At 68.0% G+C, this 24417-nt stretch carries 22 protein-coding genes; 7 read left to right on the top strand and 15 right to left on the bottom strand.

Annotation, left to right across the window (positions count from 1 at the left end; genetic code table 11):
- Window positions 1-36 precede the first annotated feature (36 nt).
- Window positions 37-2679: an AAA family ATPase gene (locus tag ACZYZF_RS17520; protein ID WP_463836353.1), complete on the bottom strand. Its 2643-nt coding sequence runs from the start codon at window positions 2677-2679 to the stop codon at window positions 37-39.
- Window positions 2676-3836: a metallophosphoesterase family protein gene (locus ACZYZF_RS17515; protein ID WP_463746487.1), complete on the bottom strand. Its 1161-nt coding sequence runs from the start codon at window positions 3834-3836 to the stop codon at window positions 2676-2678. The genes ACZYZF_RS17520 and ACZYZF_RS17515 overlap by 4 nt, the downstream gene beginning before the upstream one ends.
- Window positions 3837-3955: 119 nt before the next feature.
- On the opposite strand from ACZYZF_RS17515, the gene ACZYZF_RS17510 reads away from it, so the two are divergent.
- Entirely contained in the window at window positions 3956-4477 is a 522-nt protein-coding gene (locus ACZYZF_RS17510) for a SixA phosphatase family protein (RefSeq protein ID WP_463746486.1), read from the top strand.
- On the opposite strand, the gene ACZYZF_RS17505 is transcribed toward ACZYZF_RS17510, so the two are convergent.
- Window positions 4474-5016: a DUF3558 domain-containing protein gene (locus tag ACZYZF_RS17505; RefSeq protein ID WP_463746485.1), complete on the bottom strand. Its 543-nt coding sequence runs from the start codon at window positions 5014-5016 to the stop codon at window positions 4474-4476. The genes ACZYZF_RS17510 and ACZYZF_RS17505 overlap by 4 nt on opposite strands.
- On the bottom strand, window positions 5016-5609 hold the full coding sequence (locus ACZYZF_RS17500; protein ID WP_463746484.1) for a DUF3558 domain-containing protein: 594 nt from the start codon (window positions 5607-5609) through the stop codon (window positions 5016-5018). Before ACZYZF_RS17500 ends, ACZYZF_RS17505 begins: the two co-directional genes overlap by 1 nt.
- A gap of 116 nt (window positions 5610-5725) precedes the next feature.
- On the opposite strand from ACZYZF_RS17500, the gene ACZYZF_RS17495 reads away from it, so the two are divergent.
- From ACZYZF_RS17495 to ACZYZF_RS17485, 3 genes are read left to right on the top strand one after another with little or no spacing between them, the layout of a single operon-like run.
- Window positions 5726-7471 carry an ABC transporter ATP-binding protein gene (locus ACZYZF_RS17495; RefSeq protein ID WP_463836352.1) on the top strand — a complete coding sequence of 582 codons (1746 nt, stop codon included), beginning with the start codon at window positions 5726-5728 and terminating at the stop codon, window positions 7469-7471.
- Window positions 7438-9360, top strand: a complete 1923-nt coding sequence (locus tag ACZYZF_RS17490) for an ABC transporter ATP-binding protein (protein WP_463836372.1) — start codon at window positions 7438-7440, stop codon at window positions 9358-9360. The genes ACZYZF_RS17495 and ACZYZF_RS17490 overlap by 34 nt, the downstream gene beginning before the upstream one ends.
- Window positions 9361-9396: 36 nt before the next feature.
- Complete coding sequence (locus ACZYZF_RS17485; protein ID WP_463836351.1) at window positions 9397-11562, top strand: molybdopterin-containing oxidoreductase family protein; 2166 nt, start codon at window positions 9397-9399, stop codon at window positions 11560-11562.
- On the opposite strand, the gene ACZYZF_RS17480 is transcribed toward ACZYZF_RS17485, so the two are convergent.
- Entirely contained in the window at window positions 11559-12089 is a 531-nt protein-coding gene (locus ACZYZF_RS17480) for a hypothetical protein (protein ID WP_463836350.1), read from the bottom strand. The genes ACZYZF_RS17485 and ACZYZF_RS17480 overlap by 4 nt on opposite strands.
- 77 nt (window positions 12090-12166) lie before the next feature.
- Window positions 12167-12370 (bottom strand): hypothetical protein, encoded by a 204-nt coding sequence (locus tag ACZYZF_RS17475; RefSeq protein ID WP_463746480.1) that lies wholly within the window; start codon window positions 12368-12370, stop codon window positions 12167-12169.
- An 86-nt stretch (window positions 12371-12456) separates the two neighbouring features.
- Here ACZYZF_RS17475 and ACZYZF_RS17470 point away from each other — a divergent pair, with 86 nt between their 5' ends.
- Window positions 12457-13311, top strand: coding sequence for an AIM24 family protein (locus ACZYZF_RS17470; RefSeq protein ID WP_463746479.1), 855 nt, complete (start codon window positions 12457-12459; stop codon window positions 13309-13311).
- Here the strand turns inward: ACZYZF_RS17470 and ACZYZF_RS17465 are convergent.
- From ACZYZF_RS17465 to ACZYZF_RS17440, 6 genes are all read right to left on the bottom strand, one after another.
- A complete protein-coding gene (locus tag ACZYZF_RS17465; protein WP_463746589.1) occupies window positions 13292-14497 on the bottom strand; it encodes an MFS transporter in 1206 nt (401 codons plus the stop codon). The genes ACZYZF_RS17470 and ACZYZF_RS17465 overlap by 20 nt on opposite strands.
- 53 nt (window positions 14498-14550) lie before the next feature.
- A complete protein-coding gene (locus tag ACZYZF_RS17460; RefSeq protein WP_463746478.1) occupies window positions 14551-15636 on the bottom strand; it encodes a PLP-dependent cysteine synthase family protein in 1086 nt (361 codons plus the stop codon).
- A 75-nt stretch (window positions 15637-15711) separates the two neighbouring features.
- On the bottom strand, window positions 15712-16095 hold the full coding sequence (gene lpqS, locus ACZYZF_RS17455; RefSeq protein ID WP_463746477.1) for a putative copper homeostasis (lipo)protein LpqS: 384 nt from the start codon (window positions 16093-16095) through the stop codon (window positions 15712-15714).
- Window positions 16092-18308, bottom strand: a complete 2217-nt coding sequence (locus tag ACZYZF_RS17450) for a heavy metal translocating P-type ATPase (protein WP_463746476.1) — start codon at window positions 18306-18308, stop codon at window positions 16092-16094. Before ACZYZF_RS17450 ends, lpqS begins: the two co-directional genes overlap by 4 nt.
- Window positions 18305-19120, bottom strand: a complete 816-nt coding sequence (locus tag ACZYZF_RS17445) for a hypothetical protein (RefSeq protein ID WP_463836349.1) — start codon at window positions 19118-19120, stop codon at window positions 18305-18307. The genes ACZYZF_RS17450 and ACZYZF_RS17445 overlap by 4 nt, the downstream gene beginning before the upstream one ends.
- Window positions 19121-19134: 14 nt before the next feature.
- On the bottom strand, window positions 19135-19341 hold the full coding sequence (locus ACZYZF_RS17440; RefSeq protein WP_463746474.1) for a heavy-metal-associated domain-containing protein: 207 nt from the start codon (window positions 19339-19341) through the stop codon (window positions 19135-19137).
- A 99-nt stretch (window positions 19342-19440) separates the two neighbouring features.
- On the opposite strand from ACZYZF_RS17440, the gene ACZYZF_RS17435 reads away from it, so the two are divergent.
- Complete coding sequence (locus tag ACZYZF_RS17435) at window positions 19441-20157, top strand: response regulator (protein WP_463746473.1); 717 nt, start codon at window positions 19441-19443, stop codon at window positions 20155-20157.
- Window positions 20154-21257 (top strand): HAMP domain-containing sensor histidine kinase, encoded by a 1104-nt coding sequence (locus ACZYZF_RS17430; RefSeq protein ID WP_463746472.1) that lies wholly within the window; start codon window positions 20154-20156, stop codon window positions 21255-21257. Before ACZYZF_RS17435 ends, ACZYZF_RS17430 begins: the two co-directional genes overlap by 4 nt.
- Here the strand turns inward: ACZYZF_RS17430 and ACZYZF_RS17425 are convergent.
- From ACZYZF_RS17425 to ACZYZF_RS17415, 3 genes are read right to left on the bottom strand one after another with little or no spacing between them, the layout of a single operon-like run.
- Window positions 21254-21910: a DUF305 domain-containing protein gene (locus ACZYZF_RS17425; RefSeq protein WP_463746471.1), complete on the bottom strand. Its 657-nt coding sequence runs from the start codon at window positions 21908-21910 to the stop codon at window positions 21254-21256. The two genes, ACZYZF_RS17430 and ACZYZF_RS17425, sit on opposite strands and share 4 nt — an antisense overlap.
- A 33-nt stretch (window positions 21911-21943) precedes the next feature.
- A complete protein-coding gene (locus tag ACZYZF_RS17420) occupies window positions 21944-23071 on the bottom strand; it encodes an adenylate cyclase regulatory domain-containing protein (protein ID WP_463746470.1) in 1128 nt (375 codons plus the stop codon).
- Entirely contained in the window at window positions 23071-24354 is a 1284-nt protein-coding gene (locus tag ACZYZF_RS17415; protein WP_463746469.1) for a GAF domain-containing protein, read from the bottom strand. Before ACZYZF_RS17415 ends, ACZYZF_RS17420 begins: the two co-directional genes overlap by 1 nt.
- Window positions 24355-24417 lie beyond the last annotated feature (63 nt).

Genomic DNA, 24417 nt, shown 5'->3' with positions numbered 1-24417 from the left:
TGGCGGAGTGTATGGCCCCGGCGCGGCCGATCGCGGCTAATTCGATGTGGTGGTCAACTCGATGTGGTGCGCGCCGCCGACGGCGGCGTACCGCTCCGGGCTGCAGGTCAACACGATGACCTGCCCGTCCCCGCCGACCGCGTCGAACACGGCACCCATCTTGGTCAGCCGGTCCGGATCGGTGAAGCCGAGCGCGTCGTCGATGATGACGGGCACGCTGTCCTCCTTGGCCACCATCGTGGCACCGGCGAGCCGCGCGACGATGGCCAACTGCTCCTTGGCGCCGCCGGACAGCGATTCGTACGGGACCGTCCGGCCGGCCAGCGTGCGGGTCCGAATGTTGAGATCGCTGTCGACCTCGATCTCGAAATCCTCACCGAATACGAGCCGGCCCAGCCGCTGCACCTCGAGGCGGAAGGGATCGGCGTAGCGCTGACGGGTGGCATCGCGGTGGCGCGCCATCACTGAGCGCAGTGTCTCGGCGGCACGGGCCCGACGATGCACCCGAAGGTACTCGGTGTGGGCATGCTCGCGTTCGGTCTCGGCGGTATCGAGGTGCCCCTTGCGCCCCTGGGTGCCGTACACCTTGAGTTGTGCCGCCAGCTCCCGCAGCCCGTTGGCCGCCTCCCGGTGGCGAGTATCCAACACCTCGGCACAGCGGACCGCCTCCTCGAACGCCGCCTTAACCGAATCCGGTGCAGTGGCAGACAGTTCGGTGCGCAGTCCGGCCACACGGACTGCGGTGGCGGTGGCCTCCTCGTCGGTGACCTGGGCCTTCACCGCCAACTCGTCGTCACCGGCCTGCGCCCGCTGGAGCTCCAACCGACCGCCGGCTACCGTCAACTCGGCTTGCGCTGTGGTGAGCTTCTCCCGCAGCACGCTCTGGCGGGTCGACTTCTCCGTCAACTTCTGGGCCGCCGCGGCGACCACCTTCCGGCTGGTCTCACTGTCGGTCACCGCCTTGCGGTGCAGCGCCACCGCGGTATCGAGTTCGCTTCGGGCGGCCGCGATATCGGCGGGCCCGGCCAGCTCGAACAAGCCGGCCTCATCGGGCTGCCCGGCACGCAGTTGCGCCAGCCGGTCTCGCAGATCCGCCAGCTGGTCATCCCCGGTGAGGGCCTCGACCGTGGCGCGCAACCGATCCCGGCTGCCGAGCAGTTCCCGGCGCCGGCCGTCGAGGACCCGTGCGGCATCGACGCCGTCGACGCTGGCTGCCGCCAGCGCGGCGGTCAGCACATTCTGCGCGTCGTCGAGACGGGCCTGTGTCTGCGCGGCCGGGGCTCCCGGCACCACGCGGACGGTGAGTACGCCGGGCACGTCGATCTCGGTGTCGGCGGTGGTGTTGACCGACCACGGTTGGCCGGCCGCCAAGGACACCTGCGCCTCGTCGACCCGGACATCGCGGTCAGCGACTGCCACGAGTTCGATACGCGCCGAGGCGAGTTCGGCCTGCCCCGCCGCGCGTTCCACGGCGGCTGCCGCCGCCTCGATGGCCCGCATCCCCGCATCGTCGAGCTTGATCCCGTCCAGTTCGCGCTTGACCCGGTCGAGATCACGCACGGCGGCGTCGATCTTGCTCAGCCGGGTGGTCAACCGATCGGCCTCGTCACGGTCGGTCATCCGCGCCAGGGTGCCGCGAGCGGCCTCCACACGGGCTTCGCACTCCTGCGCTGCCACCCGAGCCTGTTGGGCCGTGGCTTCGGCAACCTCGTGAACCTCACGGGCCGTGGTGGTTTCATCGTCGGCCACGTCGAGCGCGGCCTGCAGTTCGGTGATCGTGGCGGCCCGCTCGTCGAGGTCGGCACGCAGCCGCCGGCGTGCGGTGAGCGCGGCGGCCGCCGCCGCCTGCGCCACCCGGGCCGCGTCGGCCACCACCTCGGCCTCCTTGAGCCGTTGCACCAACGCGGCAACCGCCTCGGCCGCTTTACGGGCCGCGGCCAGGCCGGCCTGCGCCGCTTCGTGTTCAGCGGACAGTTCGCCGACCTCGATGCTGAGTTCGGCATGCCGGCGCACCGCATCGTCGACCTCAGCCACCGCCGCGGCGCGGTGCGCCACTTCCTCCTCGGCCGCGGCCAGTCGCTTGGTCACCGCAGCCCACTCGCCGGTGGGCCGGCCGGTGGCGGTGAAATAGCGCAGATACTCGACGTCGATGCGTTCGATCAGCAACGGCTCGTCTCCCGAGAGCGCCACCGCCTCACCCGCGGCCACGTCCAAGGCCCGGGCCAGCGCGTCCGAACCAGACAGGTCGACCGGAGCGGTCGAGCTGGACTGCAACACCCGCTGGGCCTGCCACAGGCTGGTGTCCACGGTCTCGGCGAGCATGGCCAGCACCCGCTCGTGCGCCTCGTCGCCGCTGAGCTGCTCGCGTACCGGCGCCAGCACGGTCAGCTGGGTTTCGGCACGCTTGTGAAAACGCTTGCGGTACATGAAATGGTAAGGGCCGGTGGAGATTTCGGCCATCACCTCGGCACCGACATCGGCATGAGTCGGCTTGACCTGCTTGACCTCCTTCTTGCCCGAGCGGTCCTTGGCCTCGAGCAGCAGATCCAGTGCCTCGATCATCGAGGACTTACCGATCTCGTTGGCGCCGCTGACCACCACCACACCGTGATCGGGGAACTCGATCTCGCGGTGGGCGACGCCGCGGTAGTTGGTCAGGACCAGGCGGTGCAGTTTCATGCCGCACTTCCCCGATCCACCAGGCGCAGCAACAACCCCAGCGCCGCCCGCGCGTCGTCGGCTCCGGCCCCGTCGGTACGGGCGGTGGCCACCAACTCGTCCACGGCAGCCGCCGCGAACCCGCCGATACCCAAGTCGTCGAATTCGCCGTCGGCGGGCAGTACCGCGATCTCGGTGTGCCGCTCCCACTCGGTGAGGGCGGCGAACAGCCGGGCGTACCTGTCGAGGCAGGCGTCGAGCGCGGCCTTGTCCGTCACGGTCAGTGAGCCCGTCAACGCCAGGCGCACCACGGTGCGTTCCTTGTCCGCCAACAGATCCAGATTGAGATCCAGATCGGCCACGTCGCGGTCGGTGTCCACCTCACGGCGCAGCGTGATGAAGCGCCAACGGCCCACCCGCTGCGAATCCACCCGCACCGGACGGTGTCGATCGGTCTCGTCGATATCGACCACCAGGACATGCCCCGGATCGGATTCGATGTCGTCGTAGTTGGTCACCTCGGGTGAACCGGAATACCACACCCGGCCGGTCGACCCGACCTCGGTACGGGAGTGCTTGTCCCCCAACGCCACATAATGCACCGCACCGCGCGCCAACGCGTCCTCGACGACGCCCAGCCGGATCACCGACGGCTTGTCCTTGTCCGGATCGAGGATGTCCACCCCGCCGTGGCCCACCACCACCCGGGTGGTCCCGTCGGCGGGCAGATCGGCCAGCACGTCACCCACCAGGTCGGAGGTAGGCGCCTTGGACCGCCACGGAGCGGCAACGATCTGCAGGCCCGGTCGCACCTCGTGCACCCCCGCGCGATCGAGGACCACCACGTTGTCCGGGCATTCCGCGGTGAACAGCGCGCTGGTGTAGACCGAGGCGGCATCGAGCGGATCGTGGTTGCCCGGCAGCAGATACACCGGCACCCCGATGGCACGCATGGCCTCCAGCGACAGGCTGACCTCCCGCGGTGCCAGCTGGTTGTGCTCGAACACATCACCGGACACCACGACGAACTCCGCACCCGTGGCCGCGGCCACCGGGCCGAGGGCCGAGACCGCTTCGCGGCGCGCCGCCGAGTAACGGGGCTGGGCCTCGCCGTCACCGGTGCTGAGGAAGTGACGGGTCATGCCGAGCTGCCAGTCGGCGGTGTGCAGAAAACGCATCGGCCCCGTCCTTTCTCGTCGGCTCATCTTTCGAGCAAGGCGAGTGTAAAACCGGGGGCCGACAAGTCCCGGGACCTGCGGCGGCATGGCCCCGCCCGGTTGCCGATACCGTATGACGCATGGCTAACCCGATTAGTCCGATCAGAACCCTGCTGCTGATGCGCCACGCCAAGTCGGGCTACCCCGACGGGGTCGCGGACCACGACCGCCCGCTGGCCGCGCGGGGCATCAGGGAAGCCGGGCTCGCCGGGGACTGGATCCGGGCCAATATCGCCGAGGTGGACGCAGTGCTGTGCTCGACAGCGACGCGGACCCGTCAGACATTGGAACTCACCGGCGTCGACGCGCCCGTGCAGTACGCCGAACGCATCTACGACGCCAGGCCGGGCACCGTCATCGACGAGATCAACGGTGTCGCGTCACGTTTCGGCAGCGATCCGTCGACGGTTCTGGTGATCGGCCACGAGCCCGCCATGTCCGCGGTGGCACTCGGCCTGGCGGACGGCTCCAACCGGACTGCTGCGGAGAGCATTTCACTGAAGTTCCCGACCTCGGCGATCGCGGTGCTGCGCACCGACGGCCCCTGGGACCAGCTGGCACTGGGCGGCGCGACACTGGTGCGTTTCCACGTGCCCCGCTAGGAGTTGGTGGCCAGCGTCAGTTCCATGAGCTTGGTGGCCATCGGGCAGGCATCGATCCCCGGTGCCTGCGGGTTGACCCACCAGCCGACCACGCCGGCCGCATCGCTGGCCACGCCGCAAGCCCCGTTGAGCCCGTTGGGCCTCATGATGATCGAATCCACGCCGGCGATCCGGCGCTGTTCGATCGCGTACTGCAGCTTCTCCGCGGTCTGACGCTCGTTGTCCAGGCTGCCCTGCTCGTACCAGAACCGGGTGATGTCGACCAGGCCGGCCGGGTTGGCCGCCTGCCAACGACACACCGCGCCGACGAACGTGCTCTGGATGTCCAGCGGATCGGCACCCACGGTCTTGGCCAGGATGTCCGTGGTCAGGACATCACATTCCTTGAGCAGGTTGGGATAGGTCTTCTCGGACTTGTTGTTGCTGGGCCCACCACCGGAGCCCTCCTTGGCCGCGGTCCCGTCAACCGTGGTGGTGCACCCGGTCAGCCCGACGAACACCGCCAGCGCGCCCATCAGCGGGGCAAGCCGTCGCGTCATCATTTGGAATTCACAATCGACTGGCGGGTCAGCTCCTTGGCGACCTCACACGGATCGGGATAGGGCTTCTGGTCGAAGCTCACGGACCACTCGATGAAATCGTCATCGAACTGGATACCGATCTCACACAGGTTCACGTCACCGGCCTTGAGCGGGTTCTCCCCGACGGCGATGAAACCGCCGTGGCCCTCGATGTTGATGTCCTCCACGCTGGTCCGCGACAGCTCCTCGGTCTTGCGTTCCCGGCCGATCGGGCTGCCCCGGAACCAGGTGAACGAGAAGTGCGGGCCCAGGATGCTGCCGCCCTGCAACCACTGGCAGCCCGAGGAATTGGTCGCGGTGTTGACCAGTCCCTGAACTTGGGTCAGCTCCGTCACCGTCTGATCGCTCACGCCGCCGCAGTGTGGAAAGTGCGGACCGTGCTTACCCGCGCCACCGGCACTCGGCGCCTCGGTCTGCGGAACCTGGGGGGACGTGGGCTCGTCGGTCGAGCACCCGGCGAACACCGGGACCATTGCCGCAGCCAATATCGCCAAGGCTCTGGCATTGCGGAGTAGTGGCTTGGTGGCCGTGCGGACCGTCACGCCATGCACTGTAGCTGTAACACCTATGCCCGATAACGACATACCGACTGACCTGGACTTTCACCGAGCCGGACACGGCGGCGGCTGCACACTGCCGTCAGCCCGCGGTGTGCGAGAGTAGCCAGATGCTCTGGGCGCTGCTGCGACAGTACGTGCGGCCGTACCGGCGGCTGCTCGCCATAGTCGCGACACTGCAGGTGATCAGCACTCTGGCGTCGCTCTACCTGCCGACGGTCAACGCGGCCATCATCGACGACGGGGTGGCCAAGGGCGACACCCGGCGCATCGTCGAACTCGGCGCAGTGATGCTCGGTGTCACCGGTCTGCAGGTGGCATGCGCGATCGGCGCGGTGTTCTTCGGATCGCGCGCAGCCATGAGTTTCGGCCGCGACCTGCGCTCGTCGGTCTTCCACCACGTCACCACATTCTCGGCCGAGGAGACCGGCCGCTTCGGCGCCCCGTCGCTGCTGACCCGTACGACCAACGACGTCGGCCAGATCCAGCAACTCCTGCAGATGACCGCCACCATCCTGATCACCGCCCCGATCATGTCGATCGGCGGAATCCTGATGGCGTTGCACCAGGACGCCGGACTGTCATGGCTGCTTCTGGTGAGCGTGCCGGTGCTGGCACTGACCAATTACTGGATCATCAGGCACCTGATGCCGATCTTCCGCCGCATGCAGCGGTTGATCGACGGGATCAACCGGGTGATGCGCGATCAGCTGTCCGGCATCAGGGTGATCCGGGCCTTCGCCCGCGAACCCGTCGAGCAACGGCGCTTCGCCGACGCCAGCGAGGCCCTGTCGACCACCGCGCTGGAAGCCGGGAAATGGCAGGCGCTCATGCTGCCGGCGACCACCCTGGTGATCAACATCTCCAGTGTCGCGCTGATCTGGTTCGGCGGGCTGCGCATCGACTCCGGCCACATGCAGGTGGGCTCGCTGATCGCGTTTCTGGCGTACTTCATGCAGATCCTCATGGCCGTGCTGATGGTCGCCGTACTGGGCGTGATGCTGCCGCGTGCCTCGGTGTGCGCCGAACGCGTGACCGGGGTGCTGGCCACCCGGCCACGGATCACCAGCCCGGCCGATCCGGTCCGTCTGCAGACCGTCACAGGCGAGATCGTCTTCGACGACGCGTCGTTCAGTTACCCCGGTGCCGATCGACCGGTGCTGCAGCAGGTTTCGTTGCGCGTGCCGAGAGGAACCACCACCGCAGTGGTGGGATCCACCGGCTCGGGAAAATCCACCCTGCTCGCCATGATCTGCCGTTTCTACGACGTCACCTCCGGTGCGGTCCGCATCGACGGCGTGGATGTCCGGGAACTCGACCTCGAGCTGCTGTGGGCATCGATCGGGCTGGTCCCCCAACGCGGCTACCTGTTCTCCGGAACCGTCGCCGAGAACCTGCGCTACGGCGCCGCTCCGGGAACCGAACTCACCGAGGAACAGATGTGGGAGGCGCTGCGAATCGCGGCGGCCGACGACTTCGTGGCGGCCCACCCCGACGGGCTCGACCGCCCGGTGGCCCAGGGCGGCATCAATTTCTCCGGTGGGCAGCGCCAACGGCTCGCGATCGCGCGCGCCGTGATCCGCAGGCCCTCGATCTATCTGTTCGACGACGCGCTATCGGCACTCGACGTACACACCGATGCCCGGGTGCGCTCCGCCCTGCGCGAGGTGTCGGCCGACGCCACGGTGGTGATCGTGTCGCAACGGATCTCGACCGTGATCGAGGCCGACCAGGTGATCGTGGTCTCCGACGGCCGCATCGTCGGCCTCGGCACCCACGAGACGCTGCTCGCCGACTGCCCCACCTATGCCGAGTTCGCCGCATCGCAGGCGGTCACCGCCGGGGGCCCGCGGTGACCGGGGCCGTGCTGCGCCGCAGCGGCACACCCGCCGCGCCGGTCGAACGCACCCGGGACTTCCGCGGGTCGGCCCTGCGCCTGCTCAAACGGCTGGTGCCGCAACGGGGTCTGGCGATCTCGGTGGTCTTGCTCGGGGTGGGCGGTATCGCGATCGGCGTGATCGGCCCACGGATTCTCGGTCACGCCACCGATCTGCTGTTCAACGGAGTGATCGGGCGCGAACTGCCCGCGGGGCTGACCAAGGAGCAGGCCATCGCGGCAGCCCGGGCCCGCGGAGACACCACGTTTGCCGACCTGCTGTCCGGGATGAACGTCGTTCCAGGCCAAGGGGTGGACTTCGCGGCGGTGGCCCGTACGCTCGCCCTGGCGTTGGGCCTGTATCTGCTTGCCGCGGTGCTGGTTTGGCTGCAGGCTCGGTTGCTCAACGTCACGGTGCAACGCACCATGGTGGCGTTACGGGCCGAGGTCGAGGACAAACTCCACCGGCTTCCGCTGTCCTACTTCGATTCCCGTCAGCGCGGCGAGGTGCTCAGCCGGGTCACCAACGACATCGACAACGTGCAGACCTCGGTGTCGATGACCATCAGCCAACTGCTGACGTCGGTGTTGACGGTGTTCGCCGTGCTGGTGATGATGCTGACCATCTCGCCCCTGCTGGCACTGCTGACCGTCGTCACGGTGCCGCTGTCACTGTGGGTGACTCGCTGGATCACCCGTCGCTCTCAGCCCTTGTTCGTGGCGCAGTGGCGCAACACCGGTCGGCTGGCGGCTCACATCGAGGAGACCTACAGCGGATTCACCATCGTCAAGACCTTCGGTCATCGGGAGGCGGCTCAGCGCCGGTTCGACGAACTCAACGACGAGGTCTACCGGTCCAGCATCGGGGCGCAGTTCTTCTCGGGTCTGGTCGGCCCGGCGACGAGTTTCATCGGCAACCTCAGTTATGTGGCCGTTGCGGTGGTAGGCGGTCTGCAGGTGGCAGGAGGACAGATCACCCTCGGCAGCATTCAGGCGTTCATCCAGTACGTGCGGCAGTTCAACCAACCGCTGGGCCAGGTGGCCGGGATGTACAACACACTGCAGTCCGGAATCGCCAGTGCCGAGCGGGTCTTCGAGCTGCTCGACGCCGAAGAGCAGTCGCCCGAACCGGAGCCGGCCCTGGAAATCCGCAGTGGCCGCGTCGAGTTCGACCGGGTGAACTTCAGCTATCTCCCCGGCACCCCGGTGATCGAGGACCTCTCCCTGCTTGCCGAGCCCGGAAGCACCGTGGCGATCGTCGGACCGACCGGAGCGGGCAAGACCACGTGTGTGAACCTGCTGATGCGCTTCTACGACGTCGATTCCGGCCGGATCCTCATCGACGGTGTGGACATCTCGACGGTGAGCCGGCAGTCCCTTCGATCCTCGATCGGCATGGTGCTGCAGGACACCTGGCTGTTCGGCGGCACCATCTACGACAACATCGCCTACGGCCGGCCGGATGCCTCCGAGGACGAGGTGATCGAGGCGGCCAGGGCGGCCTATGTGGATCGGTTCGTGCACACGCTGCCCGACGGGTACGCCACCCGCGTCGACGACGACGGCGGCGCCATCAGCGCCGGCGAGAAGCAGTTGATCACGATCGCCCGTGCGGTGCTGGCACGACCCCGCATGCTGGTGCTCGACGAGGCCACCAGCGCGGTGGACACCCGCACCGAACTGCTGATCCAGCATGCGATGGCCGAATTACGCCGGGACCGGACGAGTTTCATCATCGCCCACCGCCTTTCGACGATCCGCGATGCCGACGTGATCCTGGTGATGGACGCCGGCCGCATCATCGAACGCGGCACCCACGAAGAACTCATGTCGCGGCATGGCCGGTACTGGGAGATGACGCAGGTTTAGCCTCCAGATTCCATTACAAATTGTAGTGTCGGTGTAATGACCGCCAGTACCGTGCACACGTTCTGCCGGTACTGCCTGGCGTCCTGCGGTCTGGAGGTGACGGTCGAGGACGATCGCGTCGTCAAGATCGCCCCCGACAAACTGAACCCGCACAGCTGGGGCGATTTCTGCGCGAAGGGCCGCACCGCCGGCCAGATGGTGGAACATCCGCGCCGCATCCTCGCGCCGATGCGCCGGGTCGGTGACACGTATGTCGAGGCGACCTGGGACGAGGCGATCGCCGATATCGCACAACGGATGAACCACATCATCGATGCGGACGGCCCGGATGCGGTGGCGGCCTACTACGGCAATCCGGCCGGGTATTCGTCGTCGAATCTGGTGTTCATGAACGCCTGGCTGGACGCCATCGGCACCTACAACCGCTACGCCGTCGGATCGGTGGACCAGAACGCGCTGCACGTGGTGGCCGAGGCCATGTACGGGTCACCGTTGATGGTGCCGGTGTCCGATGTCGACAATTGCGACTACTTCCTGATCGTCGGCGCCAATCCGGCTGTGAGCGCATGGAATTGGGTCGAATCGGTGCCGGGCGGCTGGCGCCGCGCGCTGGCCCGGCAGAAGCAGGGAGCCCGCATCGTCGTGGTGGACCCGATCCGCACCGAGAGCGCGCAGGCCGCGGACCTGCATCTGCCGGTTCGTCCCGGCGCGGACTGGGCGCTGCTGCTGGCGATGGTCAAGGTGATCCTCGACGAGGGGCTCGAGCATCGCGCCGACTGCGCCGAGCTCGCCGTCGGGGTGCCTGATCTACGTGCCCTGGTCGCCGATGCCGACCTCGACGATCTGGCCGCCCGCTGCGATATCGCCCCCGAGCTGATCGAGCGGGTGGCACGCGAATTCGCCTCGGCGCCAGGGGCGATGGTGATCACCCGCACCGCGGTGTCACTGCATACCGCGGGGACGGTGGCCGAATGGCTGGGTCATGTGCTCAACCTGGTCACCGGGCGGATGGACCGCCCCGGTGGGCGCCGCTTCGAACCAGGCTATGTCGACACGCTGCGGCTGGCCGGTCTGGCGGCCACCCGCCCGCACACCAGTAGAGTGGCCGGGCGCGAGCTGGTGGCCGGGGCGCACGCTCTGGCCGAGCTGCCCGACGAGATCACCACGGCGGGCCGCGGCCAGATCCGTGCGTTGCTGATCAATTCCGGTAACCCGGTGATCTCCGGGCCCGACGGGGCCCGGCTCGACGAGGCACTGGGCCAGCTCGAGCTGCTGGTGGCCATCGACCTGGTGCAACGCGAGAGCCACCGGCACGCGCATTGGCTGCTGCCCGCGGTGCACTGGCTGGAACGCGACGATCTGCTGGCCTTCACCAGCGGCATGCACGACGAGCCGTATGTGCAGTACGGCGTGAAGGCCGTCGAGCCACCCGCAGGTGCCCGCGAAGAGTGGCGGGTGTTCACCGACCTGGCGCTCGCCATGCACCGCCCGCTGTTCGGCGCCAAGGGCTTCAACGGCTTCGTCCGCGCGACGCGCCGGCTGGCGGCGCGGACCCGGCGGCCCCGGTTGGCGTTCGGGCCGCACTGGATGGACCGGCTGATCATCCTGACGTCGCGAAAGGTCGACGGACACAAGCTCACCTGGCGCGAACTGAAGGCACACCCGCATGGCCTGGTGCTCGGACCGCGGCAGTTCGGCCGGTTCCGCGAAGCGTTGCGCACCTCGGACCACAAGGTCCATGCGGCCCCCGCGGAGTTCGTGGCACGGGCCCGCGAACTGCTCACCACATCGGATCTCGAAGCGCCGGAAGGATTCCCATTCCTGCTCGGTAACCGGCGCCGACGGCACTCGATGAACTCGTGGCTGAACGAATTGCCCGGCCTGCATCCCGGCGGCAAGGACAACGAGATACTGCTGCACCCCGAGGACGCCGCGGCGCTCGGCGTGACGGCGGGCGACCGGGTGCGGGTGGTCTCACCAGTCGGACAGCTGGAGGTGACAGCGGCCCTCAGCGACCGGCCCCGGCGCGGCGTCGTCGTCCTCGATCATGGCTGGGGCTCAGGGGTATTCGACCCTCGCCACGGGAGCCCACGTGAGTCCTACGGCGTCAACCGCAACCTGCTGGCCGACCGGGCATCGATCGATCCGCTCTCGCAGACCTCAGCACTGGGGTCGGTGTACGTGGGAATCGAGCGGCTCTAGGCGCCGGGACCCTCGGCCCGCAGATCGTCGACTGCCTTCATGGCGTCGCGCAGCTTGTCCAGCCACTCCTCGGTGTGCTCACCGACCAGGCGCACCGACCAGGCCAGGGCATCCGAGCGGGACCGGGCCACACCGGCGTCGACCAGGGTGTCGAGCACCTGCCGTTCGGGCTGCTTCAGGCGGGTCATCACCGGTACAGCGATGTGCGTGAACAGGATTCGCTCCGGTTCTGCGTCGCCGGTACTGATTTCCACCCCCCAGGAGACCTTACGGTCGAAACGGCCCTGCGCGTCGTCGGCGATGCGCATGCGCTCGCCGCGCGTCTCCTCCCGGAACCTCGAGGCGCGTCCCGACGCACGGGCTTTGGTCTCGGCTTCTTCCGGATCGGGAAGCCGGCCGATGACGGTGATCTCCTCACGGTCGACGACCACGATCGGATCGCCCGTGAACCAGGTGTCGGGCAATCGGCCCGCGAACCACTCGGCGGCCTCGTCCGCGGACCGGCGATGGTGTTGATGTTTGGTCATGATTACATGATTACACTGTTACACCGCTGATGGGGCGGCGTTCACCCCCGGCGAACACGGGGTGCCGCTTTCCGGGGTCAGTTGCGCTTGAGCAGGAGCGCGGCACCACCGGCCAACACCAGGGCCACCAACAGGAGCCCCGCCCAGCCCGCGCCGGCGATCCACCACACGGCGCCAAGCACAACGATCACCGGTGACACGGCGAACAGCACCATGCCGGGGTGCTGCTTCAAGACCGCGAGCGCGCCCTGGGCGCGGATCGGGTCGATTTCCTTTGCCATGCCACCAGAATGCCAGGGGTTGGCCGCGTTCGTAACTTGTAACCTGGTCTCGATCTCGACTCCCCCACCCGAATCAAGGAGAAACCGTGAGTACACCCGGACAACCCGGTTGGCTGCCCGATCCCGAAGGCCGCTTCGAATACCGGTGGTGGGACGGGCAATCCTGGACCGATCAGGTATCCCATCAGGGCCAGGCCGGCCGGGCGCCGATGGGTGCAATGCCGCAGCAGGAGCAGCCCCAACAGGCTCAGGCTCAACCCCAGGGTGACGGGTTCGCCGGCATCAGCGGGGATCTCGTCGACGGGCGGTTCAGTGAGAAAGAGGCGACCCCGATCGCCAACCAGAACCAGAAGATGCTGCGGGTGCGCCTGGGCGAACCTTTCATGGCCCGACAGGGCTCGATGGTCGCCTATCAGGGCAACGTCGACTTCGCGTTCGAAGGCGGCGGCGCAACGAAGTTCATCAAGAAAGCCCTCACCGGTGAAGGCCTTCCGCTGATGCGTTGCCAGGGCTCCGGCGACGTATTCCTGGCCGACCAGGGTTTCGACGTCCACCTGCTGCAGCTGACCAACTCGGGCCTGTCGATCAGCGGCAAGAACGTGCTCGCCTTCTCATCCAGCCTGGACTGGAACATCGAGCGGGTCCGCGGCGGCAGCATCGCCACCGGCGGCCTGTTCAACACCACCCTGCGCGGCACCGGGTGGGTGGCGCTGACCACCGACGGCCCGCCCGTGGTGCTCAACGCGGCCGAGGCGCCGACCTTTGCCGATACCAACGCCGTGGTGGCCTGGTCGGCCCATCTGCAGACGCAGCTCAAGACCAGTTTCAAGGCCGGCGCACTGATCGGCCGCGGCTCCGGAGAGGCCCTTCAGGTCGCGTTCCACGGCAACGGTTTCGTGATCGTGCAACCGTCGGAGGGCGTCACCGTTCCGATGCAGTGAGCGATGCGGGCGCCAGCGCCCCGCCGTCCCGCATCAGCACATAGAGCGCCGCCGCGGACACCAGCCCGATTGCCGTGAGGCCCAGCCACACCAGTTCGGCCAGGCCCGCGGCGCGCGCCGCGCCGATCAGCGAGCCGGTGGCCACGTTGCCCAGCAGGATCCCGATACCCACGACGGTGTTGTAGAACCCGTAGTGGGTGGCCACCAGCCGATCCCCCGACAACGTGACGACGGTGTCCATCTCGAACGGGAACACCGCGGCCGAGCCCAGCGCCAGCAGCGCCGACGAAGCGAGCAGTGCCGCCACCGCGGCGGCGGTACCGAACCGGCCGCCGTCAGGCACCACTGCCATCGGAACGAAGGCCGCCGCCAGTACCAGCAGGCCGACCACCAGGCTGCGCCGCGGCCCCCAGCGGTCGGCGAACCACCGCGTGATGCGGAGCTGCCCGCCCACCGCGATCAGGCCGGACACCACGAATATCGCTGCTACCAAGGATGTTTCGTTGCCTTGCCGCAGCTCGGCCGCTTGCAGCGGCAACGCCAGGTACACCTGGAAGGACAGCACGTAGGTGCCGATCATCGCCACTGCGAACAACAGGAACCCGCGGTTGGCGACGACGCTGCGCCAGTCCTCGAGCACCGAACTCCGCTGCTCGACAGGTTCGGCACAGTGCTTCGGTAGGGCGAGCAACTGAGCCACCGTGAGGACCGCGAATACCCCGGCCGCCACCGCTGCAGTGACCCGGAAATCGAAGACCAGCAGCGCCATTCCGGCCAGCGGACCCAGCAGGATCCCCGCCTGGTAGAACACGTTGAACGTGGCGAAGGCCTCGACGCGGCGGTCCCCGGCATCGGCGGCCAGGTAGGCCCGCACCGCGGGGTTGAACAGGGCTCCGGCGAAACCTGTTGCCGCCGAGGCGATCAACATCGCGGGCAGCGAGTCCGCGACGACGAGCAGCCCGAACCCGGCGGTGCGCAGCAGACACCCGGCGACGATGAGGGGTTTGTACCCCAGCCGGTCGGCCAGGGTGCCGCCGACGATGAACATGCCCTGCTGAGAGAAGTTGCGAACGCCCAGCACCAGCCCCACCGCCCACGCGGCGAGGCCCAGCGGCCCGGCCAGATAACCGGCCAGGTACGGCATCAGCATGTAGAAGCCCAGGTTGATGCCGAACTGGTTGACCATCAACAGCCGGCTCGGTAGGTCGAAACTGCGGAACTGCGCGACGACTCCGCTCACTACGCCACCGCCATCGGGTCGGAGACCGTCTCGCAGCGGGTCCAGGACTGCACCACGCGATCGCCGGGACCCTCGATCGTCTCGGGTTCGTCGGCCGGTTGATGATCGAGCAGGCCGAGCTCCCGGCAATACTCGTCGTTGTACACCGTGTCGAAGTATCGCTGCGGCCCGTCAGGGAACACTGCGGCAATCGTGGTGCCGGCCGGCTGGTTTCGGGCCGCCCAGCCGGCCACCAGACCGACCGCCCCGACGCTCCATCCCCCGCTCGCGTAGTAGGTCGACGCCAACTTCCGGGCGGCCCACACCGCGTCGGCCGGTGCCACCCAGTGGACTTCGTCGAACGCGCCGTAGTCCACGTTGCGGGGGTAGATGCTCGAACCGAGGCCCCGCATGACGCGGGTCGCGGCAGGCTGGCCGAAGATCGTCGAACCGATCGTATCCACCCCGATCAGGCGCAGATCCGGGTTGAACTCACGCAGCACCCGCGCCACGCCTGCCGAATGCCCGCCGGTACCGACCGAGCAGACCAGCACGTCGACACGACCGATCTGGGCGTTCAGTTCCAACGCGAGCGGCCGGTAGGCCTCGACGTTGTCGGGATTGTTGTACTGGTCGGGATACCAGGCGGTGTCGTCGGCAGCGAGCAATTCGGCCACCCGGTCCCGCCGGGCCTGCTGCCAGCCCCCGGTGGGATGTGGTTCGGTGACCGTTGAAACCTCGGCACCGTAGGCCGTCAACATGCGCGCGATGATGGGCTCCAGGCCCGGATCGGTCACCAGGGTCACCGGATGGTGGTAGATCGTTCCCGCGAACGCGAGGCCGAGACCCAAGGTGCCACTGGTTGATTCGATGATGCGGCCGCCCGGTTTCAGATCACCGCGGGCCCGGGCCTGCTCCACCATGTGCATCGCGGGGCGGTCCTTCATACCGCCCGGGTTGAAGCCTTCGAGCTTCGCCCAGAATCCGCGCTCGGCATCGGTGAACGGAGTGGACACCCACAGGGTGGGAGTGTGGCCGACCATGGTGTTGGGCCCACGGTTTCGGCGCAGAATGTGGAACGAACGGGTGGACAGGGCATGGTTCATGAATTCGTCGATTCTGTATCTCCGGCCGCGCCGAAGCGCGGCAGCTGATCTGGACAGTGTTGGAGCACTGGCAGATCAGCGGCGCGCGATACAGATCCTGATCAGAAGCGCTTGACCGGCGACCGGGATTCGGTGACGGTCAGGTGGACCCCGCTGTGACCGCACCGCGGCGCACCCGCACAGCACCGCACAGCCGACGATGAACGTCACCACCGACAAAGCGACCGCTGCAGCGGTGGCCCGGGGCAGCACTGCCGCGGTGAAACCTTCGGGCGCGTGCGGCGCCCAACCATCGCTGACGTGCGGGTGGTCGAGCATCATCAGCTCGGCGCCCTCGCCGAACGCGGCAGCAACCGCATGCGGCAGGTGCGCCGGCTGATCGTGGCCGGGCACCTGCCACTGCCCGGCCAGCGCGGCCGCCCACAGGGCGACCGCCATCATGACTGCCAGCCGTTTCATCGGAATCGTCTCAGCCGCAGGCTGTTACTGACCACGAACACCGAGGAGAACGCCATCGCGGCACCGGCCAGCATGGGGTTGAGCAGTCCGGCCGCCGCCAGCGGCAACGCCGCGACGTTGTAGGCGAACGCCCAGAACAGGTTGCCCTTGATGGTGGCCAGGGTGCGCCGGGACAGCCGGATGGCATCGGCGGCGGCCCGCAGATCACCGCGCACCAGGGTCAGGTCGCTCGCCTCGATCGCCACATCCGTGCCGGTACCCATGGCCAGGCCGAGGTCTGCCTGGGCCAGCGCCGCGGCGTCGTTCACGCCGTCGCCGACCATGGCCACCACGCGGCCCTCCCCCTGCAGCCGTTTGATCACATCAACCTTGTCCTGCGGCAGCACCTCGGCATAAACCTCTTGCACACCAACCTGTTCCGCAATCGCGCGGGCGGCTGCCTCGTTGTCGCCGGTCAGCATGATCGGATCCAGACCGAGGGCACGCAGCTGCCCGATCGCCTCTTTCGAGGTGGCCTTGACCGCATCGGCGACCACCAGCACGGCGCGCGCCTGCCCGTCCCACCCCACGGCAATCGCCGTGCGGCCCAGGGCCTGAGCGTCGCGCATTGCGGTGTCCAGCTCCGGTGGCAACAGTTGAGCCCAGTCGGCGAGCAACTGACGCCGGCCCACCACCAGGGCGTGGCCGTCGACGACGCCCTGCACCCCTAGGCCTGCCACGTTGGCGAAATCCTCCACCGCGGGCAGCTCCCCGATCTTGTCGCGGGCCCCTTTCGCGACGGCCCGCGCGATCGGGTGCTCAGAGCCGTCCTCGACCGCCCCGGCCAACCGCAGCACTTCGGTGGGATCCTCACCGGGCGCGGTGATCACGTCGAGCAGCGTCATCGCCCCAGTGGTCACCGTCCCGGTCTTGTCCAGCACCACGGTGTCCACCCGGCGGGTGGACTCCAGCACTTCGGGCCCTTTGATCAGGATGCCGAGTTGGGCACCGCGGCCGGTGCCGACCAGCAGCGCGGTCGGGGTGGCCAAGCCCAGCGCACACGGGCAGGCGATGATCAGCACCGCCACCGCAGCAGTGAAGGCAGCCGCCACCGATCCGCCGGTACCCAGCCAGAAGCCGAGCGTGCCCACCGCCAGCGCGATGACGATCGGCACGAAGACCGCGGAAACCTTGTCCGCCAGGCGTTGTGCCTGCGCCTTGCCGGATTGCGCGTCCTCGACCAGCCGGGCCATCTGGGCCAATTGGGTATCGGATCCGATCCGGTTGGCCCGCACCACGAGCCGCCCGCCCACATTGACCGTGGCGCCGACCACCTGATCGCCGGAACCGACTTCGACCGGGACCGATTCACCGGTGAGCATCGAGGCGTCCACCGCCGACGAGCCGTCGACCACCTCACCGTCGGTGGCGATCTTCTCGCCGGGCCGGACCACGAACTCGTCGCCCACGGCCAGCGATTCGATGGGAATGCGTTGTTCCACACCGTCTCGCAGGACCGCGACATCCTTCGCGCCGAGTTCGAGCAACGCGCGCAGCGCTGCCCCGGCCCGCCGCTTGGACCGTGCCTCGAAGTACCGCCCGGCCAGGATGAAGGTGGTGACGCCGGCGGCGACCTCCAGGTAGATGTTCCCGGTGCCGTCGGTGTGCGAGATGGACAGCGAGAACGGATGCGTCATCCCCGGCATCCCGGCGGTACCCCAGAACAGTGCGTACAGCGACCAGCCGAACGCCGCGATGGTGCCCATCGAGATGAGCGTGTCCATGGTCGCGGTGCCGTGCCGCAGATTCGTCCAGGCGGCACGGTGGAACGGCAATGCGCCCCACACCACAACGGGTGCGGCCAGGGTCAGCGAGAGCCACTGCCAGTTGGTGAACTGCAGCGCAGGGATCATCGCCATGGCCACGACCGGGACGGTCAGTACGGCCGAGACGATCAGCCGGGTGCGCAACACCGCGGTCGGATCGTCCTCGACATGGTTCTCGCCCGGTTCGGTTGCGGGCAGTTGTGCTGTGTAGCCCGCGGTTTCGACGGCCTCGATCAGCTGTTCAGGCGTCACCTCACCCGCGACGTCGACGGTGGCCTTCTCTGTGGCGAAGTTCACCGTCGCGGTGACCCCGTCCAGGTGGTTGAGCTTCCGCTCGATCCGTCCGGCGCACGAGGCACACGTCATCCCGCCGATCTCCAGTACGACGTGGCCGGTCGCGGTGCTCACGGTGCCCCCTCAACGGTGAATTCGGCGGTGTGCACCGCGTCGCGGTGTTTGAAGTCCAGGAACAACCGGTAGGTACCGGCGCTGGGAAGTGTGGTGTGGAAGGCGATCTGTGGGCCCGGTGCAGTAGCCGGGTCGGCCGCATCGCTCATCGGATGGACGTGCAGGTAAGCCAGGTCCGACGCGCGCACCGCGACCAGGTGCCCGTAGGCGCCCAGGTAGGGCTGCAGATCGGTGACGGGCTTGCCGTCCCGGCTGACCGACAGCGTCAGCTCCGATGGTTGACCGGCCTCGGCCACCCCCGCGAGTGTGACGGTGTACCCGTCGACCGTGGTGGTGTCGGCCTGCCCGGGCAGTGGTTGCGGCTGGTACTTGCCCGCCACGGTCATGTCGGCGCCGACCGTGGCCGCACGGCCGTCGGCCGGTACGAAGTCGGCGAATACCCGGTAGTCACCGGGCTCGGCCAGATCCAGCGGGACACTCCACATGCCGGACTTGTCGAGCACCGGATGTACGTGCTGATAGTCGGCGAGATCGCGGCGCACCACGATCAGGTGCAGCAGCTTTTCGTGGCTCGTGACGTACTCGGTCACCGGGGCGCCGGTGCTGTCGAAGATCCGGAACCGCAGCGGTACCGCGTCGCCGGACGGCAGCGCGGCCTCATCGAGTTGCAGCGTGTAGCCCGCCGCGTGACCGGAGTCATGGCCTGCGGCCGGGGCGCTGCCCGGCATGATCGCCGAGCCGATCCCGAAGGACACAGCGAACACCACGACGAGTCCGACGACGAACCCGATGAGCTTCTGCGGCGCACTCATGATCGTCGGCCGCTTCAGCCCGCGACGGCGTAGCCGGCCTCGGCGACCGCATCGTTGATGGCCGACGGATCCAGCTGGTTGTCGCTGTCGATGGTCACCCGCCCGGTCGACAGGTCGACCTCGACCGTGCGCACGCCCGGGAGACCGCCGACCTCTTCACGCACCGACGTGACGCAATGCCCGCAGGTCATGCCGGTGACGGTGATGGTCTGGGTATTCATGCAATCTCCTCCTGAACCAGCTTCGTTGTTGATTCATACTATACCCCCCTAGGGTATCAATTCCAGCTGTCCCCTGCCCGGCTGCTGCACTATGGGCACATGCAGCAGACACCGGGCGGCTACCGGGCCCTCGTGGTCGACGACGAAGCCCCGTTGGCCGAGGTCGTCGCCAGCTACCTGACCCGCGAACAATTCGAGGTCACCGTCGCACACGACGGGTCCGAAGCACTTCGCCTGGCCCGCGAGGTCGACCCCGACGTGGTGGTCCTCGACCTCGGCCTGCCCGGCATCGACGGCGTGGAGGTCTGCCGATCGCTGCGCACCTTCTCCGACGCCTACGTGGTGATGCTGACCGCCCGCGACACCGAGGTGGACACCATCGTCGGCCTGTCGGTGGGTGCCGACGACTACATGACCAAACCGTTCAGCCCGCGGGAGCTGGTGGCCAGGGTGCGGGCCATGCTGCGCCGGCCGCGCGTCTCCTCCTCCACGGCGACAGATGGCCGGGTGTTCGGTGCGCTGCGTATCGACGTCGACGGTCGCCAGGTTTTCCTCGATGACGAACCGATCATGCTGACGCGCACCGAGTTCGATGTACTCGGTGCCCTGTCGGCTCGACCCGGCGTGGCACTGAGCCGTCGGCAACTCCTCGAATCCGTGTGGGAAACCACCTATGTCGGCAACGAACACCTCGTCGACGTCCACATCGGTCACCTCCGCCGCAAACTCGGCGACGACCCGGCCAATCCGCGGTACGTGATCACGGTGCGTGGCGTCGGATACCGCATGGGCACCGGACAGGACAGCCAGCGATGACCGTCGGCCTGCGTACCCGGCTGCTTTCGGCCCAGGCCCTGGTACTGGTCGCGGGCGCCGGCACCACCGGCCTGGTGGCCGCCATCGTCGGACCGCCGCTGTTCCGCGAACATCTGCACCGCGCAGGGGTTTCCGGTGACTCGGCTGAACAGATGCACGCCGAAGAGGCCTACGTCTACGCCACGGTGATCTCGATCGCGGTCGCATCCTGCGTCGCGATACTGGCGGCCCTGATCGTCACCTGGTACGTCGGCAGGCGCCTGCAGCGGTCGTTGACCGAGGTGGCCGAGGCCGCCACCGCCATTGCCGACGGCCATTACGACTCGCGGGTGCCCCCGGCCCACCTTGGCGACGAATTCGACTCCCTGGCAAGTTCCTTCAACCAGATGGCCGGGCGCCTCGAGGCCGTCGACGCCGGCCGGCGCAGGCTGTTCAGCGACCTTGCTCATGAGATCCGAACTCCGGTTTCGGTATTGGAGGCCTACTTCGAGGCCATCGAAGACGGCGTGAGAACCCTTGACCCCGAGACCGTCTCGATGCTGCGCCAGCAGACCCACCGGCTTGTCCGGTTCGCCGGTGACGCGGCGGCCCTGGCCAAGGCCGAGGAGAGCCCGGCCACGATCACTCCGGTACCGGTGGCGACGCACACCGTGGTGACCGCCGCCGTCGCCGCGGCCCAGGACCGGTTCGACGACAAGGGTGTGACGCTGGATTGGCGCGCAGCCGAGGATCTGCCCCCGCTGTGGGCCGATCCCCACCGACTGGCGCAGATCCTGGGCAACTTGCTCGACAACGCACTGCGGCACACCCCGGCCGGCGGACAGGTGACCATCAGTGCCGCCCCCGGTTCCGAGCGCGGCACCGCCACGCTGACAGTCACCGATACCGGCGAGGGCATCTCCGCCGAACACCTGCCCCATGTCTTCGAACGGTTCTACCGGGCCGACGCCGCGCGCGACCGCGACCACGGCGGATCAGGCATCGGACTCGCCATCGTCAAGGCCCTGGTCGAAGGGCACCACGGCCGGATCGAGGTGAACAGCCCGGTGACCCGTTCGGGTGCCGGGACCACCTTCACGATCACCCTGCCGACCGGTTAGAGCGAACCCAGAATCTGGCGCATGGTGTCGATCTCCTGCTGCTGCGTCTTCACGATGGTGCGGGCCATCTCGATCGCAGCGGCGTACTGACCGTCCTTGATCTCATCCTGAGCCATGGTGATCGCACCCTCATGGTGAGCAATCATGTGCGTCAGGTACAGCTTGGCCGCCTCGGCGCCCTGGGCGTTGCGCAGCGCGGTCATATCGGCTTCCGACACCATGCCCTGCATGGCCGGCATGCCGCCGTGGTTCATGTCGCCGTGGCCCATGTCGCCGTGGCCCTGCTGCGGCATCGGCGGCATCGGCGGGTTGCCCCACTGCTTCAGCCAGCCCTGCATCTGCGCGATCTCCGGAGCCTGGGCCCCCTTGATCTGGGTGGCCAGGTCAGTCACCCGCGCATCGATGCCCGGCTTGGCCAGCAGCACATCGCTCATCTCGACCGCCTGCTGGTGGTGCGGAATCATGTGCTGGGCGAACATCACATCGGCGTCGTTGTGAGCCGAGTTGTCCGCTGTGCCAGGAGCCTGCGGCGTGGCCGCCACCGAACTGGCAGTCGTCGCATCGGCGGCCCCGTCGGTGGACTGGCTGCTACAGCCGGCCACCAGAACCGCCGCGACCACCGCGCCGGCACTAAGCATCATCAGTTTCGTCATGGCTCCAGCGTCCCGAGGGTCGATGTGGCTGCCTTAGTCGTTCGATGAAGATTCGATAAAGGTCGGTGCGATCCGGGCCCGGAAGAGCTTGACGTCGTTCTTGACACCCTTGAGGTGGCGGGCCCCGGCGAACGACCAGCTGAACCGGTCCGCCTCACGGACCGCCGCCTTGGTGGACTCCGCGACCAGCACCGTCCCGGGCCGCGCGGCCCCGGTAACCCGACTGGCCAGATTCACCGAGCCACCGAACCAGTCACCGGCCCGGCTCACCGCCGGACCGGTCGCCAGCCCCACCCGCAACCGCGGGAAGCCCTCGTCGGTTTCGGTGGCCGCCACCAGCTGCAGCGCCGCATCCAGAAGTGACGCCGCGTCCGTGCTGACCAGCATCACCGCATCTCCGATGGTCTTGATCAACCGCACCGGGCCGACCGCCACCTCGCGTGCCGCGTCGGCCAGCCGATTCGCCAGCCGCTCAAGTTCTTCGGGCGCCACCATCTCGCCGAGCCGGGTGAAGCCCACGATGTCGGCGAACGCGATGGTGACCAGCCGCGCGCCGGGCAGCTGGACGCCCTCGGCCCGCTCGGAAGCGCTGACCGCCTCGGTCTCCATCGCGTGGCGCAGTTGCACGAACAGCATGTCGGAGATCATCGGCCCGATCAACGGAGCCGCCTCGGCCACCAGCGCCTCACTCGCCTTGGCGGTTTCCAGTTCCGTTGCCCCGGGCGTCAATACTGCCGCGAGCGCGGCGTGGCGCATCACTTCGGCGGCCCGGCCGAGGCCCTCGGAGAGCACCCGGGTGATCATCACGATCTGATCCGGGGCAATGCCGAGCTCGAGGAAACGCTCGGCGAAACCCACCGCCTCGGCGTCGGCCCGCAGCAACACCGCCGCATCGGGGTCGTCGACAGTCGCCAGCGACATCGCCCGCTGCAACCGCTGCACCAGCTCGACGTCCAGCCCCGTCTGCTCGCTGATCTCGCGGGTCGACACGTAGGTGCCGTCGTCTCCGGCCACGCGGCGCGAGGCCAGCAGCATCGGGGTGTCGGCCTGGCGGATCTGATCGGCGCTGATGCCGCGGGCCAGAAGCCATTCCACGAGCTCGGCACGCTGTGCGCCGGCTTCGCCGTCGAGCCCGTCAAGGAGTGTGGAGTCGGCCACCATCAGGTCAAGGTATACCCACGGGCCACATGAACTGCCGGAGCTGTCGAGGAAGCGAGCAATGAAGTCATGTCCTGGGGGTAACGGACGTCCACGACCACCGAATCCCCGAAGCGGTACGGCTTGCCGGCCACCAGGCCGACGAACTGCTTACGCAGCCGCGACATCTCGGCGCGCACAGTCACCACCCTGGACCGGTCGCCGTAGAGATCCTCGGCGAGCTCCGGCGCCGACCTGCCCTGCTGGCTGGTCGCCAGGACGAACAGGATCTCGGCGTGGCGACTGGAGATACCGCGCCGCCAACTGCCGAACTGGCCGGACATTTCCAGCGACGGTTCACCATCCCGTAGGTCCAGGATGACCCGCGACGGCTCCGCGCTGGGCTCGGCGGCATCGGCCACCCGGACCAGCCATCCGCCCGGCAGCGCCTCAACGTCGCACATCCCCAACGGCGGAATCCACACCCGGCCAGGTAACCCGTTCTCGGGCAACAAGATCCGGTTGTGCAGCGGCAAGGAGTCCACCGCCGCAACCCAGCCCTCGGGATCGACTGCCAGCGCCGGACTGCCCACCCGGGCAAGGATGGGCGCCGCCACTGCACGCAGCCGGTTCAACGTTCTGTCATGCGCCTCGCGCAGCTGCGATTCCGCGAGCCGCGCCACCAGGTCCACCAGGGCAATCGTTGTCGGGTGCACTGTGGAGGCCGGGCCGGATACGTCCACGATGCCGATGACCTGACCGGTACGAGGATCCCGGATCGGCGCCCCGGCACACGTCCACGGGTGGTGGCTGCGCAGGAAATGCTCGGCCGAGAAGATCTGCACCGCTCGATGCGAGGCGAGCGCGGTACCGATCCCGTTGGTGCCCACCGCGTTCTCGCTCCAGGTCGCGCCCTCGATGAAGCCGAGGCGATCGGCGAGGCTGAGCACGCGCGGGGAGCCGGACCGCCACAGCACCCGACCCCGGGCGTCGGCCATCACCAGGATGTTGTCTTCCTCGATCACCGAATCCAGCCCCCGCGATACGTCACCGAGGATGGCGACCAGACCGGACGTTTGCCGCAGCATGTCCAACCCAGCGGTCTCGACGCACGGCGGGGTGTGATGATCCGGGTTTATCCCCCTCGATCGCAACCGATTCCAGGAATCCTCGATGACCGCGCGAGGCCGAGCCGGTGACCGATCACCAGACATCGTGGCGTCGTACACCTCAGACAGCAGTCTGGCGTAACGGCGCGGGTCGTCACCCACGGCAACCGCAGGTTCGGGGATGCGGGGTCCGGGCATCATCGCTGATTGTGCTCCATATCACATCGAGATGCCAACCCTGAATTACCGATACACCACCCC

This window comes from Mycobacterium sp. IDUB_24, from assembly GCF_055419385.1.
Note: the sequence above shows the minus strand (reverse complement) of the source record. Positions and strands in the feature narration are given on the sequence as shown.